Annotated in this window: 15 protein-coding genes and 1 tRNA gene; 4 read left to right on the forward strand and 12 right to left on the reverse strand. The window is 54.4% G+C overall.

From position 1 onward, the window contains the following. From V0288_RS00005 to V0288_RS00035, 7 genes are all read right to left on the reverse strand, one after another. A partial coding sequence (locus tag V0288_RS00005; RefSeq protein ID WP_332862941.1) for a DNA polymerase III subunit gamma/tau occupies window positions 1-1,606 on the reverse strand: 1,606 nt, incomplete at its 3' end. A gap of 397 nt (window positions 1,607-2,003) precedes the next feature. Then, window positions 2,004-2,969 (reverse strand): YegS/Rv2252/BmrU family lipid kinase, encoded by a 966-nt coding sequence (locus tag V0288_RS00010; RefSeq protein WP_332862942.1) that lies wholly within the window; start codon window positions 2,967-2,969, stop codon window positions 2,004-2,006. Window positions 2,970-2,973: 4 nt separating this feature from the next. After that, entirely contained in the window at window positions 2,974-4,665 is a 1,692-nt protein-coding gene (crtO, locus tag V0288_RS00015) for a beta-carotene ketolase CrtO (RefSeq protein ID WP_422661859.1), read from the reverse strand. A gap of 260 nt (window positions 4,666-4,925) precedes the next feature. Next, entirely contained in the window at window positions 4,926-5,117 is a 192-nt protein-coding gene (locus tag V0288_RS00020) for a DUF2949 domain-containing protein (RefSeq protein WP_422661860.1), read from the reverse strand. 481 nt (window positions 5,118-5,598) lie between these two features. After that, the gene (locus tag V0288_RS00025; RefSeq protein WP_332862945.1) at window positions 5,599-6,108 is read right to left on the reverse strand and encodes a DUF192 domain-containing protein; all 510 of its coding nucleotides are present in this window, start codon (window positions 6,106-6,108) and stop codon (window positions 5,599-5,601) included. Window positions 6,109-6,355: 247 nt separating this feature from the next. Then, window positions 6,356-7,042: a response regulator transcription factor NblR gene (nblR, locus tag V0288_RS00030; RefSeq protein ID WP_422661861.1), complete on the reverse strand. Its 687-nt coding sequence runs from the start codon at window positions 7,040-7,042 to the stop codon at window positions 6,356-6,358. Between the two features lie 208 nt (window positions 7,043-7,250). Continuing rightward, window positions 7,251-7,760 (reverse strand): hypothetical protein, encoded by a 510-nt coding sequence (locus V0288_RS00035; protein ID WP_332862947.1) that lies wholly within the window; start codon window positions 7,758-7,760, stop codon window positions 7,251-7,253. Window positions 7,761-7,941: 181 nt separating this feature from the next. Here V0288_RS00035 and V0288_RS00040 point away from each other — a divergent pair, with 181 nt between their 5' ends. Continuing rightward, complete coding sequence (locus V0288_RS00040; RefSeq protein WP_332862948.1) at window positions 7,942-9,321, forward strand: HD domain-containing phosphohydrolase; 1,380 nt, start codon at window positions 7,942-7,944, stop codon at window positions 9,319-9,321. Here the strand turns inward: V0288_RS00040 and V0288_RS00045 are convergent. From V0288_RS00045 to V0288_RS00060, 4 genes are all read right to left on the reverse strand, one after another. Continuing rightward, window positions 9,311-10,021: an SIMPL domain-containing protein gene (locus tag V0288_RS00045; protein WP_332862949.1), complete on the reverse strand. Its 711-nt coding sequence runs from the start codon at window positions 10,019-10,021 to the stop codon at window positions 9,311-9,313. The genes V0288_RS00040 and V0288_RS00045 overlap by 11 nt on opposite strands. An 83-nt stretch (window positions 10,022-10,104) precedes the next feature. Beyond that, on the reverse strand, window positions 10,105-10,575 hold the full coding sequence (locus V0288_RS00050) for a CYTH domain-containing protein (protein ID WP_332862950.1): 471 nt from the start codon (window positions 10,573-10,575) through the stop codon (window positions 10,105-10,107). 124 nt (window positions 10,576-10,699) lie between these two features. Then, window positions 10,700-10,791: transfer RNA gene (locus tag V0288_RS00055), tRNA-Ser, on the reverse strand. Between the two features lie 131 nt (window positions 10,792-10,922). After that, window positions 10,923-11,138: a Nif11-like leader peptide family natural product precursor gene (locus V0288_RS00060; RefSeq protein WP_332862951.1), complete on the reverse strand. Its 216-nt coding sequence runs from the start codon at window positions 11,136-11,138 to the stop codon at window positions 10,923-10,925. A gap of 308 nt (window positions 11,139-11,446) precedes the next feature. On the opposite strand from V0288_RS00060, the gene V0288_RS00065 reads away from it, so the two are divergent. The 3 genes from V0288_RS00065 to V0288_RS00075 all read left to right on the forward strand — a co-directional run bounded on the left by V0288_RS00065 (window position 11,447) and on the right by V0288_RS00075 (window position 13,218). Continuing rightward, window positions 11,447-11,743, forward strand: a complete 297-nt coding sequence (locus V0288_RS00065; protein WP_332862952.1) for a 2Fe-2S iron-sulfur cluster-binding protein — start codon at window positions 11,447-11,449, stop codon at window positions 11,741-11,743. 48 nt (window positions 11,744-11,791) lie between these two features. After that, entirely contained in the window at window positions 11,792-12,466 is a 675-nt protein-coding gene (gene rnc, locus V0288_RS00070; RefSeq protein WP_332862953.1) for a ribonuclease III, read from the forward strand. Window positions 12,467-12,543: 77 nt separating this feature from the next. Then, window positions 12,544-13,218, forward strand: coding sequence for a response regulator transcription factor (locus V0288_RS00075; RefSeq protein ID WP_332862954.1), 675 nt, complete (start codon window positions 12,544-12,546; stop codon window positions 13,216-13,218). Window positions 13,219-13,388: 170 nt separating this feature from the next. Here the strand turns inward: V0288_RS00075 and V0288_RS00080 are convergent, their stop codons facing one another. Beyond that, window positions 13,389-15,455, reverse strand: coding sequence for an SPFH domain-containing protein (locus tag V0288_RS00080; RefSeq protein ID WP_332862955.1), 2,067 nt, complete (start codon window positions 15,453-15,455; stop codon window positions 13,389-13,391).

The raw sequence follows: 15,455 nt of genomic DNA on the forward strand, positions 1-15,455 counted from the left end.
GATCGATCTCTCTAGTCGGGGGGATTTCTGGCGAGACGATAACGGACGCGGGGGAATCGATCGCTTTCCCAACCTGTAACCGAACTTTCACGGGACGCTGAAAAACCTTCTCGAACGCCAGTTCCAGGTTCGGGAGTCTAGAACGAACGAATCGAGATAATACTTGTTCTGAAGAAATACCCACGATCGCGACCGACTCGTCCATGCTTAAAAGATGACCGTGCTGACGGAATAAAGGACGAGTAGTAGCGGCAGGTTCGAGTACCTCGATAACTCTTTGCCAAATTTCGCTAGTCCCGTCCGCGGCCCCGGTCGCGACCGAACCGTTAGTATGATCGGGAATCGCTGGCGAGGTTTCTTCCCGGACGGGAGAAGGGGTCGGTTTCGGTTCGACGGGAGGGGGAGGGGGAGCGACGGGGGGGGGATTCGATCGAGCGGGAGTTTGAGGGACGGTAGCGGCCGGGGGAGGGTTCGATCGAACCGGGGTCGCGGGTACGGTAACGGTAGGGGCGACGCGCGCGGAGGGAAGAAGGCCGAGAAGGGTGATTTCTAGCCAGAGACGGGGCTGGGTGGTGTTTCTCAGTTGACTCTCGCTGTCCTTGAGCGCTTGCTGACCGCGGAGGATCTCGTCTAATTGCCAGGCGCGGGCTTCGGTACAGAGTTCCTGCCAGGTGGGGGCGGTCACGGCGACCATTTCCGGGCGATTGGGGGCGGTTTTGGCGAGGAGGAGATTCAGGTAAAAGCCGGCGAGGTTTTGCAGGACGATCAGGGGTTCTTTACCCCGGTTCATTAAATGGCGACACTGTTCGATCACTCGATCGGGAACGTCGGAACGGATCGCTTGAAGTAGGGCGAGCAGATCGCGTTCGGGAACCGCGCCGACGAATTCCCAGACCCGATCGGCCGTGACGGTTCCCGCGAGTAAACTGAGTTGGTCGAGGAGACTTTCCGCGTCCCGAAGTCCCCCGTTCGCGATCTGGGCGACTAGGGTGATGGCTTCGGTGTCGATATCGATCGATTCCAGGTGGGCGATTTTCTGGAGATGACCCACCATCGCGTCGAGGGGAATGCGTCGGTAGTCGAAACGTTGACAGCGGGAGATGATGGTGGGTAGAACCCGCTGGGGATCGGTGGTGGCGAGAACGAAGATCACTCGATCGGGCGGTTCCTCCAGGGTCTTCAGTAGGGCGTTAAACGCTTGCGTACTGAGCATATGGCACTCGTCGATCACGTAGACTTTGTAACGGCACTGGACGGGGGCGAATTGCGATCGCTCGATGATCTCCCGGATGTTATCGACCCCGGTGTTACTGGCCGCGTCGATCTCGATCACGTCGAGCGCGGAACCGTTGGCGATCGATCGGCACACCTCGCACTGGCCGCAGGGAATCGGGGTCGGAGAAGCGCTGGAGAGACAGTTTAGGGATTTGGCGAGAATGCGCGCGGAGGAGGTTTTTCCCGTCCCCCGCGGCCCGGTAAATAGGTACGCGGGAGCGATGCGCTCGCTGGTGAGGGCGTTACTCAAGGTCGTGGCGATCGCTTCCTGTCCCACGAGGTCGGAGAAGGTCTGCGGGCGATACTTGTGATGTAGGGGTTCGTAAGTCATGTCGATCGGATCGTTCCCACCGGCCGGAGACTCCTTATTATCTATCCTATTCTGATTCTTTTTTAAGATTAGAACAAGTGTATTTTTCTCTCTCGATCGGGCCGGGGGAAACGGGAGGCTTTTGGCGAGCGGCGTTCAGAGGGGTGGTGGAAACCGCTACGCTACTCTACCCTACGGATTGTCACGGGATACTTGACGGATTTCTTGATTTATGATAAAGAGAATTCCTGTGGTTATACGGCAACCATCTAAACGGGGTTAAACCTTTACAAATCCGTCGTAACCCACCATTTTCGGGGTGTCGATCGACGGGATATTATTCGGGCATTGTCTAGATCCGATAAGATTCGCCCCGATCGCTTTCTTCCTCGCTTCCGTCCTCTGTTTCGCGTGAAATTTAACCTAATTCCTTCGGTTCGATCTCTAGATTGGGTAATCCCTCCAACTTTTCCACGGGAGCGGGTTCCTCGATAAACGGGACGAAGATCGTCAGCGCGCCGGGGAGACAGGAGACCTCGATCGGCGTTGTCCCGAGAATTTCCCCGTCCACGACCACTTTTTGCGGCGGATCGGTGGTAATCCGGACCCGATCGCTCCGTAGATATCCCACGTCATCGCGTAGACTCGCCTCGCCCGATAACGCCGTACTCAGCAAATTATAGGACACGGCGATCGCTCCCAAAACGTTCGCGGGAGCGACGATCGTGATATCCAACAATCCGTCATCCCCCACCAATCCCGCGGGCCCCTGCGCCAGAATCGAGGTCGGCGGCGCGACATTCGCCACCGTTACCGCCACCGCCTCGGTTCGGATCACGCGATCGCCCGTCTCGATCTCCACCGCGAAACGCTCCATTTCCCGCAGTTGGGCGAGGCCCGCCAGCACGTAAGCGAGCATTCCCAGGCGATCTTTCGTCGCGCGATCGGCTTTTTCCACCGTTTCCGCCTCGAAACCGATTCCCGCCAGCAAAATCATCGGCTTACCGTTGCAGAGTGCGGTATCTACCTTTCTCGTCATTCCCGTCCGGATCGTCTCGCAGGCCGCGTTCAGATCGAGGGGGATACCCAGCGCGGTGGCGAAAGCGTTGGCCGTGCCGCGGGCGATAATTCCTAACGGGATTCCCGTGGTTATGGTCGCTTCCGCTACCGCCGAAACCGTCCCGTCTCCCCCGGAGGCGATTAACGCTTCTACCCCGCGCTCGATCGCCTGTCGCGCCATTTGTTCCGTGTTCGTATCCGGCGAGGTCAGCAGGATTTCTAACTCGATATCCGGTTCGAGGATCGATCGGATTCTTGCTAGATCGATCTCGGCATTTCCCTGACCCGCGACGGGGTTGAAAATGAGACAGGCGGTTTTCAGCATGGAATCACCGGTTTAGGAGGTTTTTCGCGCCGCTCTGGAGGTTTTGCAGGGTGGAGACGAGGGGTTGATAGATCGGTTGGCGATCGTGGAGGAAGGTACGCGCGCAGTTGCGGCCGGGCATCCCGGAGATCGAACCGCCGGGGTGGGTTCCCGCGCCGGTCAGATATAAGCCCTCGATCGGCGTTTTATAATTGGCTAATTCCGGCAGGGGACGGAAGAAAATCATCTGTTCGAGGGTCATATCGATGTGATAGTGATTGCCCTTGTACGCGCCTAAACGCTCCTTTAAATCGGCGGGACTCTCGATATAACGGTCGATGATGGCGTTTTTCACGTTCGGCGCGTATTCGGCGATCTTATCGATAATGCGATCGGCCACTTTCGCCTTCAGTTCCTCCGTCCATCCCGTCCCGTATAATCCCGTCCCTCCCGCGTTTTCCACCTCGTAGGGCGCGAAAAACTCGATCCACAGGGTATGTTTTCCCTCGGGAGCCATCGAGGGATCGAGGGTGGTGGGTTGCACGACGTAGAGCGTGGGATCTTCGAGGGGGATTCTGCCCACTTGCGGCTCGCTATGCCCGATCTCCACCTGTTTTATCGAATCGGCGATTAAAACGGAACCGATCGTGTATTCCTCGCGGTGTTGGTAGCGATCGAAACGCAAGGGTTCGGAGAGCGCGAGATCCATCTTGAGAATACTATCGTTCGTGTTGACGATGCGGCGCTCCACTCGCTCGCGCAGTTCCGGATCGGCCGCGTCCGTATCCGAGGGATCGACCAGTTGTAAAAACACCCGGCGCGCGTCGATATTGGAGATAACGCCGTATTTCGCGCGGTATTCTTCGCCGTTATCGGTCTGTACGCCGATCGCTTTCCCGTCGTCGATGAGGATCTTTTTCACGCCCCGATCGGTGAGGATCGTTCCGCCGTGTTCGCGCGCGAGTTTCACCAGCGCTTCCGTCAGCGATCCCGTCCCTCCTCTCGGCCGCGCCATACCGGGACCGTGACGCATGGCCATCATCATCGCGCCGATCGAGAGGTTTTTCTGCGAGGGGGGCGCGCCCAATTCCGAGGCCAATCGGGCCAGGGGAGCCTTGACGAACTCGCTATCGAACCATTCGTTCAAGATATCTTCCGGACTGCTGAACACGGTGCGGACGAGATCGAGGGTTTTATTCGGCCCGCCGAGGATAGAGAGTAGATCTTGAATTTTTTTAAGATCGTAATTTCCCGCGATATCGACGATCGATTTCGGGGGCGCGTTGAAAACGGGGACGATGGCGTTAATGAGCCTCTGCCAGAAGTGCATGAACTCGACGTATTTTTCCCCGTCGCGACGGTTGAAACGCGCGATCTCCTCGCCGGTGGCCTCGATCGATTTCCGTCCGAGAAAATAGGTTCCGTCGGGATGGGGGCAGAAAACGACGGGATCGCAAAAGAGATATTCCAACCCGTATTTTTCCAGTTCTAACTCTTCGACGACCGGGCCGAGATGGATAAATTCGTGATCGATGGCGCAACGGTTAAAATTGAATCCGGGGGCTGTTTCGGGCAGGATGGCCTCGGTGGTCGCCGCTCCCCCCGGAATCGAGCGTTTTTCTAGGAGTAGTACGCTGTATCCGGCTTTTAGTAAATAAGCGGCGCAGGTGAGTCCGTTATGTCCCGCCCCGATAATGATCGCGTCGTAATTGTCCATTATCCCACGCATTTATGATGGATATTGTCAATATCCCATACATAAAAATACAGATTCATCGCTCTTTTGAAAGACTGTTTCCCTCTTACTTTCGGCTTCGGGGGAGGGGAAATCCACGCGACTAAAAAAGCGGGTCGCGAGAACCCACTTTTTTAGATCGAGAAAAATACGGTATGACGGGGATCGGTATTTTCGGACATTCGGAAAGACGATCGCTATCCATAGGTTATAGACCGGATTATTCGGGGGACAAGGAAACATTAGACCTGTTCGAGAAAGTCATAAATTTTGTCTAATTGTTCCAACGTCACCAGACCGTATTGCCAGAGGATCATCGGTAAGTGAATACCGTCGGTTTGCATCGATCGCTCGGCCATAGCGATCGATTCCTGCGGCAGGGAAAGCTCCTCCTGCAAGAACCGACGGAATCGCGAGTAAGCTAGATGGGACATGAGCGGGGTTACTTCTTTAGGAATAAGTTTCATTTTGCGGGTCGTGCATCATTTTTCTCGGGCGGGGATAGTCGGTTTCCCGGCCGTCCTCTCTCGAACGCCGGCGATCGCGGGAACCCGATCGATGCCAACATTTTAACCCGAGGGTTTTCAATGATTTCGATAGATTTGCTTAAATTGTAGTGGGCGTTACGGGCGCCCGGCCTCACACCGGAGAGTATTTCGCTTCTTTATCGGGAGGGGGATTTTCGAGAGACTCGAAGGTTGACCACCGATAGAAGGCTTTTCTAGGGTCGCTTTTTGAGCTTCCGCTTAATCTATCCCAATCTGTCAGAATATTCAATGCCAGATCGGTAGAGCATACAAATCTTAACGTATTTTTCCAAATTTTCGGAAAGAATCTTCCATTAATTTTCAAGATGGTTCTCGCCGGAATATTTGATAGTTAACTCTACCTATGGATAGATGCGCGCTCGAACGGCTACGGTTTCCCGATCGATTCGATCCGGATCGTGTCGCCCTTTTTTACCCCCAATTCCCGCGCGCGACCTCCCGCGAGTTCGATCACGCTATCGATCGGGACCGAGGGGCCGTAAACGGGACAGGGATCGGCGGAACAGGGCGGTACATCGATGAAAACGGCTCTCACCACTCCCTTTTCGAGAAAGATCATATCCAAGGGAATCGAGACGTTCTTCATCCAGAAACGAGCGTATCGCGCCTCGGGAAAGGGAAACAACATCCCGCGATTTTTCGGTAGGGAGGAGCGATACATCAGTCCGATCGCTTGCTGTTCGCCGGTACGCGCCACCTCTAGATCGATACTCGCATCTTTAATATACGCCCTGGCGGTAATCGGTAACATTTGACCCCGGTTTTCGGTAATGGTTCCGGCGATCGATCGATCGGGGGAATTGACTTCCGTTGATAGAGTAGTACCACAGCCGATTAACCAAAAACCTAAAATAATGATTAAATTTTTTCCGAGCATACAGAAGCGGATCGATCGATCGCGAACAAACTAGAAATGAATAGGTATAAATTATCACGACTTTAGACGAGATCTTTCGCGGGAAGAAAAATTTTTCGGGGAATCGGGTGTAGGAGGCGGGAGGCGGGAGGCGGGAGTAGGGGGTAGGGAATAACTTTCTCGAAGCTCTCGATGTTGTCCCGAAATTATCTATCTCCCCATCTCCCGACACCCGACACCCCATCCCCCCATCTCCCGGAAACGCGCTTCAACTTTCCCGCAGGACGTAACCCACGCCGCGGACGGTGTGGATCATGCGTTTTTGACCTTCGGCTTCTATTTTCAGGCGTAGATAGCGGATATAGACCTCTATAACGTTTGATTCGCCGCGGAACTCGTCTCCCCAGACGTTTTCGAGTATTCGATCCCTAGATAGTACCTCCCGCGGGTGCAACATTAGATAGCGCAGGAGTTCAAATTCCTTCATGGTCAGGTCGATTTTTTTCGTTTTGTACGAGAGACGACGGGTGGCTAGGTCGAGGACGAGATCGCCGAAACGCAGTTGTTCGGTGACGATCTCGCTCGGCTGGAGATAAAAACGGATCAGACGCAGAAACGCGCGAGAATCGTAGGGTTTGAGGAAATAATCGTCGGCTCCCGCTTCCAGGCAGGCGATCCGTTCCTCTAGGGTTTCTCGATCGATCAATAAAATGATAATCACCCGACTGCCCAGCGATCGCAGGTGATGGCAGAAAGTGACCCCCGCGTTTCCCGCGCGCTCGCGATCGAGGAGGATCATCGAGGGTTGAACGGTCTCCACTTCCACGAGGGACCGATCGACCGTGGGGACGCTCACGGGATAGTAACCCGTCTCTTTTAAATCCGTACTCGCCTGTTTCGCCAGCGTTTCTTCAATTCCCACCAACAGGATACAGGGATTGTAACCGGGAGTCATCATGATGAGATCTCTTGCATAATTTAAAAACTTTCGTGGGGTCAAAGGAGGTAGGAGGCGGGAGGCGGGATTCAGCGGTAGTTAAGAGGAATTATAAAGAGAAAAATCGTCAAAGTTGCTAGAAAAAACTTATTTATCTTGTATAGTAGCGATTTTTGAAATTTTTATCCTTGTAAAGATGAGAGGTTGAGCGGCAACCCGAAAACGGCTAGTTAATTATACCTAATCCATGTCTCGCCAACCGATCCGATAAAAAAGTTAACGCGGTGGTTCGATCGAGGGTACCCGCGACATCCGACCAACCCGCGACCCGATCGGGGTCGGACCAGAGGGTAAGATGATCCGCGGGAGGGTCGGCGTAAAAATTCTCCGCGCCACCCCCGAGGAAAAGAGAACTCCAATGGGTAAAATAATCGTGACTCAGACGGTAGATCGGGAAATTTCCGACTAGGGGAACGCCCCACCCATCCAGAGCGAACAATGCCTCGACCTTTCCCCCGAAAGCTCGCCATAGCGTGGCGTTAGCCATCGCTGTCACCACTCCCGCGCTAAAACCGATCGCGATCAGGGGTTCCTCCGGCGACGGGACGCGATCGATTACGGTCAGGGGAGGCAGAATAAGATAGGGATCGACCCGGACGGACGCGCGCCGGAGTCTCTCGATCGATCGATCGCTGAGAGTTCGATCGTGGAAACCGGAACAGATCAGGAGAAGCATTCGGGAGCGTGGTGATGGGAGATGGGGAGATGGGGGGGATAGAAATTTTGTGGCCTAGCGATATAGTAGCTAGAGAAACGTTGAAAGGTTTTAACTCCTGACTCCTGACTCCTGACTCCTGACTCCTAACTCCTAACTCCTGACTCCCGACTCCTAACTCCCGACTCCTGACTCCCGACCCATGCAACTCGAATCTACCCTAAACCAGTTAAAAATCGCCTCGGAAGGGAAATTACCGCCTAGCTACGGGGTTTATTTCAAGAATACGCTCGTCGCTTTATGTCACGCGCTCGAAGATCATATCCTCCAGACGAGCGCCGGGGACGGGGACGCGAAACCCCTCGTTCTCGTCACCTTCCAACAGGGAAAATGGTACTTACAGGAGGCCGATCGATACGCGGACATCGCTCGATCGAGCCATCATATCGCCATCGCCGCGGTCGCCGATAGCGGTTTCGCCGAGCATAAAACGGGGAGTTTAGACAATGTTTCGCTGATCCATCTCGATAAAGCGGATAGTCTGGTCGAAGAGTGGAATTTAATCATTCTCTCGCGCGATTACGCCGCGATGGTGCTATGTCACGAGCTATCCGAAGAGGAATACCGCGCCGACACCCGGCCGACGGTGGACACGGAGCGGAAATTCTACGGGTTGTGGACGTTCGATCGCTCCCTTGTCGAGAAGACGGCGACCATCCTGCTCGATCGTTTCCGTCCCTATAACCCGACTCTCACCGGGGAGTTAGAGCTTTACCTATCACAAATCGAACAAAATATCAACCCCGTCCCCGCGGATCTTACGGCGGTCGTTTCCCGCATCGTCACCTACCTGCAAACCAGTCAACAGCAACTGTTTACCGTTAGTCGGCAGGCTCTAGAGTTACGGGAGTTAGAAGGACAGGCCTCGCGGATGAATAAAAATCTCGCCGCCAATCAACTCCAGGCTTTCCTCCGCATGGCGCAGAAAGTCGATGAACGGGATCGGGATAATCCCGTCGCCTCCTTACAGGTAGCCGCTCTAGCGGAAATGTTGGCGCAATTGCTCGATTTACCGACCCTGAAAGTCCGGCGCTTACGATTGGCGGGATTATTGTACCGGATCGGCTTGGCGGAAGCCCCGATCGAGGTGTTCACCCAGCGAGCCAGTCAGTTAGAAGGCTCTAGCGCTCTCTTCTGGCGCGACCGTTCCGTGTTGGGGGCGCGACTGTTGGCCACCATGCCGGAACTCACCCCCGTCCGGGAGATCATCTATCACGAGTGTGAATACTGGGACGGGAGCGGTGTTCCCAACGGATTAAAAGGGGAAGAAATCAGTCTCGAATCGAGAATCCTGGGATTAGTCGCCTATTTTCAGGAGTTAACACAACCGAGGGGCGATCGACCGGCGCTCGATCTCGGGGACGCGTTCGCTCGCTGTCAGGGGTATAGCGGGACGCGTTTCGATCCGTCTCTCGTGGAGCAGTTGGGATCGGTGATCCGTTTGTGCGAGATGGGATGGATGACCCTGCCCGATCGACCCAGCCAAGCGCCCTCGGTCTGGCTAGAGGAAGCTAGTAGCTGATTTCCAGGGTAACGAAGGCTCTCACCGTCTGTTCTCCGCCGATTACCGGACTAGGGGGGGCCGCGTCCGCGCTCCGGAAAACGGTCTCGCTTTTCGCGATGGGAACCGGATTGTTCGTGTTACCGATCTGGATAGAAACCGGCTCTTTCGGGGTGAAACCGAGCGATTGCAGGACGACCGCCGCCTGTTGTCGGGCTTGTTGGGTAGCCTTGACGAGCGCGCTTTGTCGGGCCGTGGCGATCGCCTCATCTTTCGCGGTAAAACCGATATTATCGATGCGGGTCGCGCCGGCTTTCACCGCTTCGTCGAGTAAATTGCCGACTTTCTCCGTTTCCATTTGGAAACTGACGATATTCGTTCCCACGTACCCCACTAACTGCCGTTGATTGTTGTTGTAGTTGTAATTGGGCTGTAGGTTGATGCCGGTGGTTTCTAATTTTTCCACCTGACGCGAACGGAGGAATTTTACCAGCGCGTCGCTCCGGGTGGCGATTTCCCGCTGGACGGTGGCCGCGTCGGCCCCCTGGATCTCGACCCCCAGTTGAACTCTCGCGAGCGTGGTGGGAATGTTTTCCACCCCTTCCCCGGTGACGGTAATGGTTCTTTCCTGTCTCTCGCTGGCATTACTCGGCATAATCAATCCCGTGTTGAGGACGGTGGTGGCGATTAAAAAGGCGGTTAAGAATTTTTTTCGGTTCATACCATTGTGGCGATCGATACTCTTCCATCTTAGCGATCGCGAGAGTAATTCGGGGGGAAGATCGATCGGTTCTCGACTCCTTCCTAGGATTTCCAAAGTTTATAGGGAAAACGGACTAAATTGCTGTTAAAGTAGCGCGGATCGCCCGTCACCTCCCGATCGATCCAGTCCGGCAGGTTAACCGATTGATTCTCGTCGTCTAACTCCACTTCCGCGAGGATCAATCCCTCGTTATCGCCGTGAAACTCGTCGATCTCCCAGATTACCGGATCGATCGGGATTTTATAGCGGATTTTCTCGATAAACGGTCTCTGACAGAGGGTTTCGAGAATCTCCCGCGCGTCTTCCACCGGAATCGGGTACTCGAATTCCGAGCGGCGACTTCCTTCGGTTTTACTTTTCAGGGTTAAATAGCCCGTATCCCCGACAATCCGCGCGCGTACCGTCACCCCGTCCACGCTGGGGATATATCCCTGACAGTAGAGTGTACCGGTCGCGAGAGCGCGCCATCGATCGCCCCTCACTAAAAATTTCCGTTCGATCTCGATTCCCATAACTTTACCGGGTCTGTTCTCGGCTTTTCCTCGAAAGCTCTATCGCGTGGATGCTACCCCGCTCAAAACTACGTCCCGATCTGTCCACCTATCGGAAAATCGGGAGCTATTGTTCGGTAAAGAACGGAGAGGGAGGGATTCGAACCCTCGGTACGGTCTTACGATTCGTACAACAGATTAGCAATCTGCCGCATTCGACCACTCTGCCACCTCTCCACGGTGACAAGATACGAGTGTAACACACCCGGCGCGTCTCTGGCAAGAACCCGGTTTTTCGCGAAAAGGAAGCGGGGAGAAAACCCCGCTCTGTCTACCCGTCTCAAACTTCTTTCAAACCGCCGGCGAGATTATCTCAGGAGAGCCTGCACCATGCGCGGGTGTAACTGTTCCGCCGCGAATTGGGGTTCGTTGGGGGGGTACAATTCTTCTTCGGCGAAGTTGAACCCGTATTCCTGACTGAGCGCGACCAACTGTTTCGCCCGCTCGCAGGTTTTCAGTTTTTCCCCGAGGGTGCTGTCTTCTTCGGCTTTTCGCGCGAAAGCTGTGATCTGACTGATAGACATGGTGGTTTCCTTATCCAATTCGTCACGGAGTATGAATTGACTGGAATTATTCTAAAAAAAATTTCCCTTCGATCGCAAGGTTATCGAAGATAATTAACGTATCTCTCGGTGAATTTTCGTGATAAAATAACTAAGTTTTTTTAACAAAAATTTTTTCTAGAATTTTGCCAAACTCCTTTCAGGTATAAATTCTAGCGTTTTTTCACTTCCCTCGACCTCGCACTTATTGTTGTTATTGACAAAGTGACGATCGATACAAAAGATTTTTTTTCGCCGGGGCAAGATCGGGAAAAAGAGCGAGGGACATCATGGCGACCTATCAAGTGACTTTAATCGATCGATCCCGCGATTTCCGACAAACGATTCCCGTCCCCGACACGGAAAGCATTCTCGACGAGGCGGCGGAACAGGGAATTAAAATTCCCTTCGAGTGTGTCGTGGGGGCCTGCGCGGTCTGCGAGAGTAAATTAGTATCGGGAACGGTGGATCAGGAGGAACAGATGATCCTGAGCGAGAAACGCGTCGCGGAGGGGTATGTCGTTACCTGCGTGGCGAAACCGACTTCCGATTGCACGTTAGAAATCGCCCTCGATAACTATCTCTAAACTTTCGGGGAGTACAATAGGGGGTGATCCGTCGATCGAACTCCCTTCATGCTTTCTTTGCCCGATTTTACCGATCCCTCGCTATTTTCCCTCGCTTTAACCCATCGTTCCTACGTGAACGAACATCCCGAAATCCCCGAACATAACGAGCGCCTGGAATTTCTCGGGGACGCGATCCTCGCTTTCCTGGTGGGGGAATTGCTGTATCAACGCTATCGGGAGATGAACGAGGCGGAATTAACCCGCTTACGGGCGAATTTAGTCGAGGAAGCCCAATTATCGAAATTCGCTGTCGAACTCGGTCTCGGCGAGTTACTGCGGTTGGGGAAAGGCGCGATCAAGGATAACGGTCGATCGAACCCGGCCCTTCTCTGCGATGCTTTCGAGGCGATGATCGGCGCGTATTACCTCGATTCCGGCTTGGAAGCCGTTCGCGCTTACGTTCACGCTCTCTTTCCCCCGGTAGCCGATCGATTCGTCTCCACGCCGGCGCGGGGTATTTCCTTCGTCGATCCGAAAAATCGCCTGCAACAATGGGCGCTGGAACGATTCGCCCGTAACCCGGAATACGTCATCGTCGGGGAATCCGGGCCGGATCACGCCAAGGAATTCACCGCCCAGGTACGGATTAATAATACCCTCTACGGGACGGGAACGGGAAAACGCAAACAGGACGCGACGAAAGCGGCGGCCGAGGACGCGCTGAGACGGCTGGATCTGTAGGGCGGTTCCGCGCCTACGGGAATCCACGGAATGTTACAGTGAGTCCAGAAAACTTGTACGTGTATTCCCTTGGCTCGATGAAAATTTTACTCGTAGAGGATGATAATCGGATCGCCGATCCCCTGGTCGAAGAACTCACCGATCGCCATCATGTGGTGGAATTGGCTACCGATGGCGAGATGGGGCTAGAATTGGCGCTCGCGAGTCCCCACGACCTGATTTTGCTCGATATCATGCTCCCGAAATTGGACGGCTTGCAGGTTTGCCGTCAGTTACGCGATAAAGGCGATCGAACGCCGATTCTCATGCTCACCGCGCGCGACGAGGTAGAGGATCGCGTGGCGGGTCTGGACGTGGGGGCCGATGATTATCTCGTAAAACCTTTCGCTTTAGAAGAATTATTCGCCCGCGTGCGCGCTCTCGGTCGTCGGGGCGCGCCCAATCTTCCCCCGGTTCTCGAATGGGGACCCTTACGCCTCGATCCCAGTAGTCGCGATGTCACCTACGATTCCACCCCCGTCTCTCTGAGTCCGAAAGAGTACGGACTTTTGGAATTGTTTCTCCGCAACGGCAATCGGGTATTCAGCCGCGCCCAGATTATCGATCATCTCTGGACGCTGGATCAGTTTCCCGAGGAAGCGACGATTAAAGCCCATATCCGCAGTCTCCGGCAAAAACTCAAGGCCGCGGGCGCGCCGGAGGATTTTATCGAAACGCTCTACGGTTCCGGGTATCGTTTGAAACCGTTGTAGGGAGAGGCGGGAGGCGGGAGGCAGGAGGCGGGAGTCAGGAGGCGGGAGGTGGGAGGTGGAAGATATCGATAATATCTTGTCTTTTACCCAGAATTCCGCCTCCTACAGTTGATTTCTGAATTTCGGGGCGGAGACGATCGAGCCTTCCGCGGCCGGGAGCGATCCCGAGATCAGGCGGACGGGGCGGCCTCATCGATCTCTACGAATGTTGGGGGATCGATCGAGTCGGAAGCTTTACCGTCGTTGCTAACGGTCTCGATCGCTCCCGCGACCGTCGGGGAAACCTCCCGCTCGCCGTTGGCTTCGGGGCGTAATAACTGTTGGATCTGACCGATCAGATCGCCTAATTTCCCCTCGTCTAGAAAGGTGTTAATCAACGATAAACCGCTGGTCGAAAGCAGGAGTTTATTGATCTCTCCCAGATTCTGCCCGGGGCGATCGCCTAACGTCGGAAAGGCGTAAATCCGCGCGTCGCCTAATACGCCGGGTTGCGGGGCGAGCGCCTGGACGATTTCCGGGAGACGGGTGACGAGTTCCGGCCAGATTGTTTTGATGAGATCGGCAGTGACGGTGACGGTATTCCGGCTATTAATGGCCGCGATCAGGGCTTGTTGGGCCTCGGCTTCGGCGATCGCTTTATAACGGTTGGCATCGGCGAGGGTTTTGATCGACTCGGCTTCTAACTGGGCGGCCTGACGGGCGATTTCCGCCTGCCGACGACGGCGGAACACGTCGATCTCGACCACGTTCTGATCGGCGACGCGTCGTTTCTGCGCTTCCTGTTCGGCGGCGATCAGGCTCAGGTTTTTCTCCCGTTCGGCTTTTTCCAGTTCCTGCGCGGTGACGATGGTGGCTTCGGCGCGCGCTCGTTCGGCTTCCGTGGTGAAGCGTTCTTTTTCCTTGTTGGCGATGGCGATCGCCGCTTCCTGTTGGGCGATTTTCGAGGCCTGTTCGGCGAGGGCGACTTCCGCGCGCGCCTCTAGGTTAGAGGATTCGATCGTTTTCTGACGGGTGATCTCGGCGATTTCCGATTCTTGTTGTTGGAGGATCTGGGTGACTTTCAACTGTTTATTGCGTTCTTCCAGGGCGATTTTGGCCTCGATCTGGCTTTGTTGGATCGCGAGATCCTGTTGGATTTTCTCTTCTTCAACGGCTTTCTGTTGGAGGATTTTCGCCCGTTCCATTTTGGCGATTTCCTGGGCTTGGGATTCTTGAATCTCCCTTTCCCGTTGTACTTTGAGCAGTTCGATCTCTCTTTGTCGATCGAGCCGCAGGGCTTCTAGATCTTTTTCCTGACTGAGGCGCGCGTCTTCTTTCTGTTTGGCGATCTCTAACGATTGTTTTTCCGCCGATAATTCCTGTTGTTCGACGGCGACCTTCGTGGCGAGTTCGAGTTCTTTTTTCTGGCGATGGGTGGTCAGTTCCACGTCTAGTTTCTGCTTGATCGATCGCTGGATCGTTTCGGTTCTTAATTTCACCCCCTGCGCGTCGAAAAAGTTGTTTTCATCGTAAGTGTCACTTTCTTCGATCTCGGAAATCGCGATATTATTCAGGGTTAACCCGACTTTTTTAAGATCGGGTTGAATTAGATTAAAAACTTCTTGAGCGAAACCGAGTTTATCGGAATCTATCTCGGCGATACTTTTCTGTTTGGCGGCGGCGCGAATGGCATCGTCCGCGCGTTTTTCGAGAGCGTCTTTAATATTCGCCTCGGAAACAATACCGTCTTTAGAAAGGCGGGAAGCGGCGTTTAAAACATCTTCTTTGATGGCGGTCACGCAAACGTAGAAAGTGACGCGCATATTCGCCCGTAAATAATCTTGGGTTCTCACCGCTTGATTCCCGGATCTCACCACATCGATCGAGATCTCCCGTAACGGCACGCGGGTTAATTTATGGAACCCCGGCAGAACCACGCACCCCCCGTTTAAAATTACTTCTTTATTTTTTAAAATAATCCCCCCGGTTCTCACGAAAGCCTCGTTCGTGGGAGCGATGACATACACTCGGGTATAGACGAAAACCCCGACGATCAGGAGGATAATAATCGCGCCGAGTAAACCGGGAAAAATTAATAGATCGCCGGCTCCTCCCACTTGGGCGAAGGTGGGTTGTGCGGGGAGGGTCGGGATCGGGCGATCGCTGACGAGAAGGAGATCCGCGGGTTGTTTCTCTCTAGCTACCGCGCGGGGGGAAACCGAGGGTAACGAGGTTAAAAATACTAACCAGAAGTTCAT

The sequence above is a fragment of the Pannus brasiliensis CCIBt3594 genome (assembly GCF_036688125.1).
Taxonomy (GTDB): Bacteria; Cyanobacteriota; Cyanobacteriia; order Cyanobacteriales; family Microcystaceae; genus Pannus; species Pannus brasiliensis.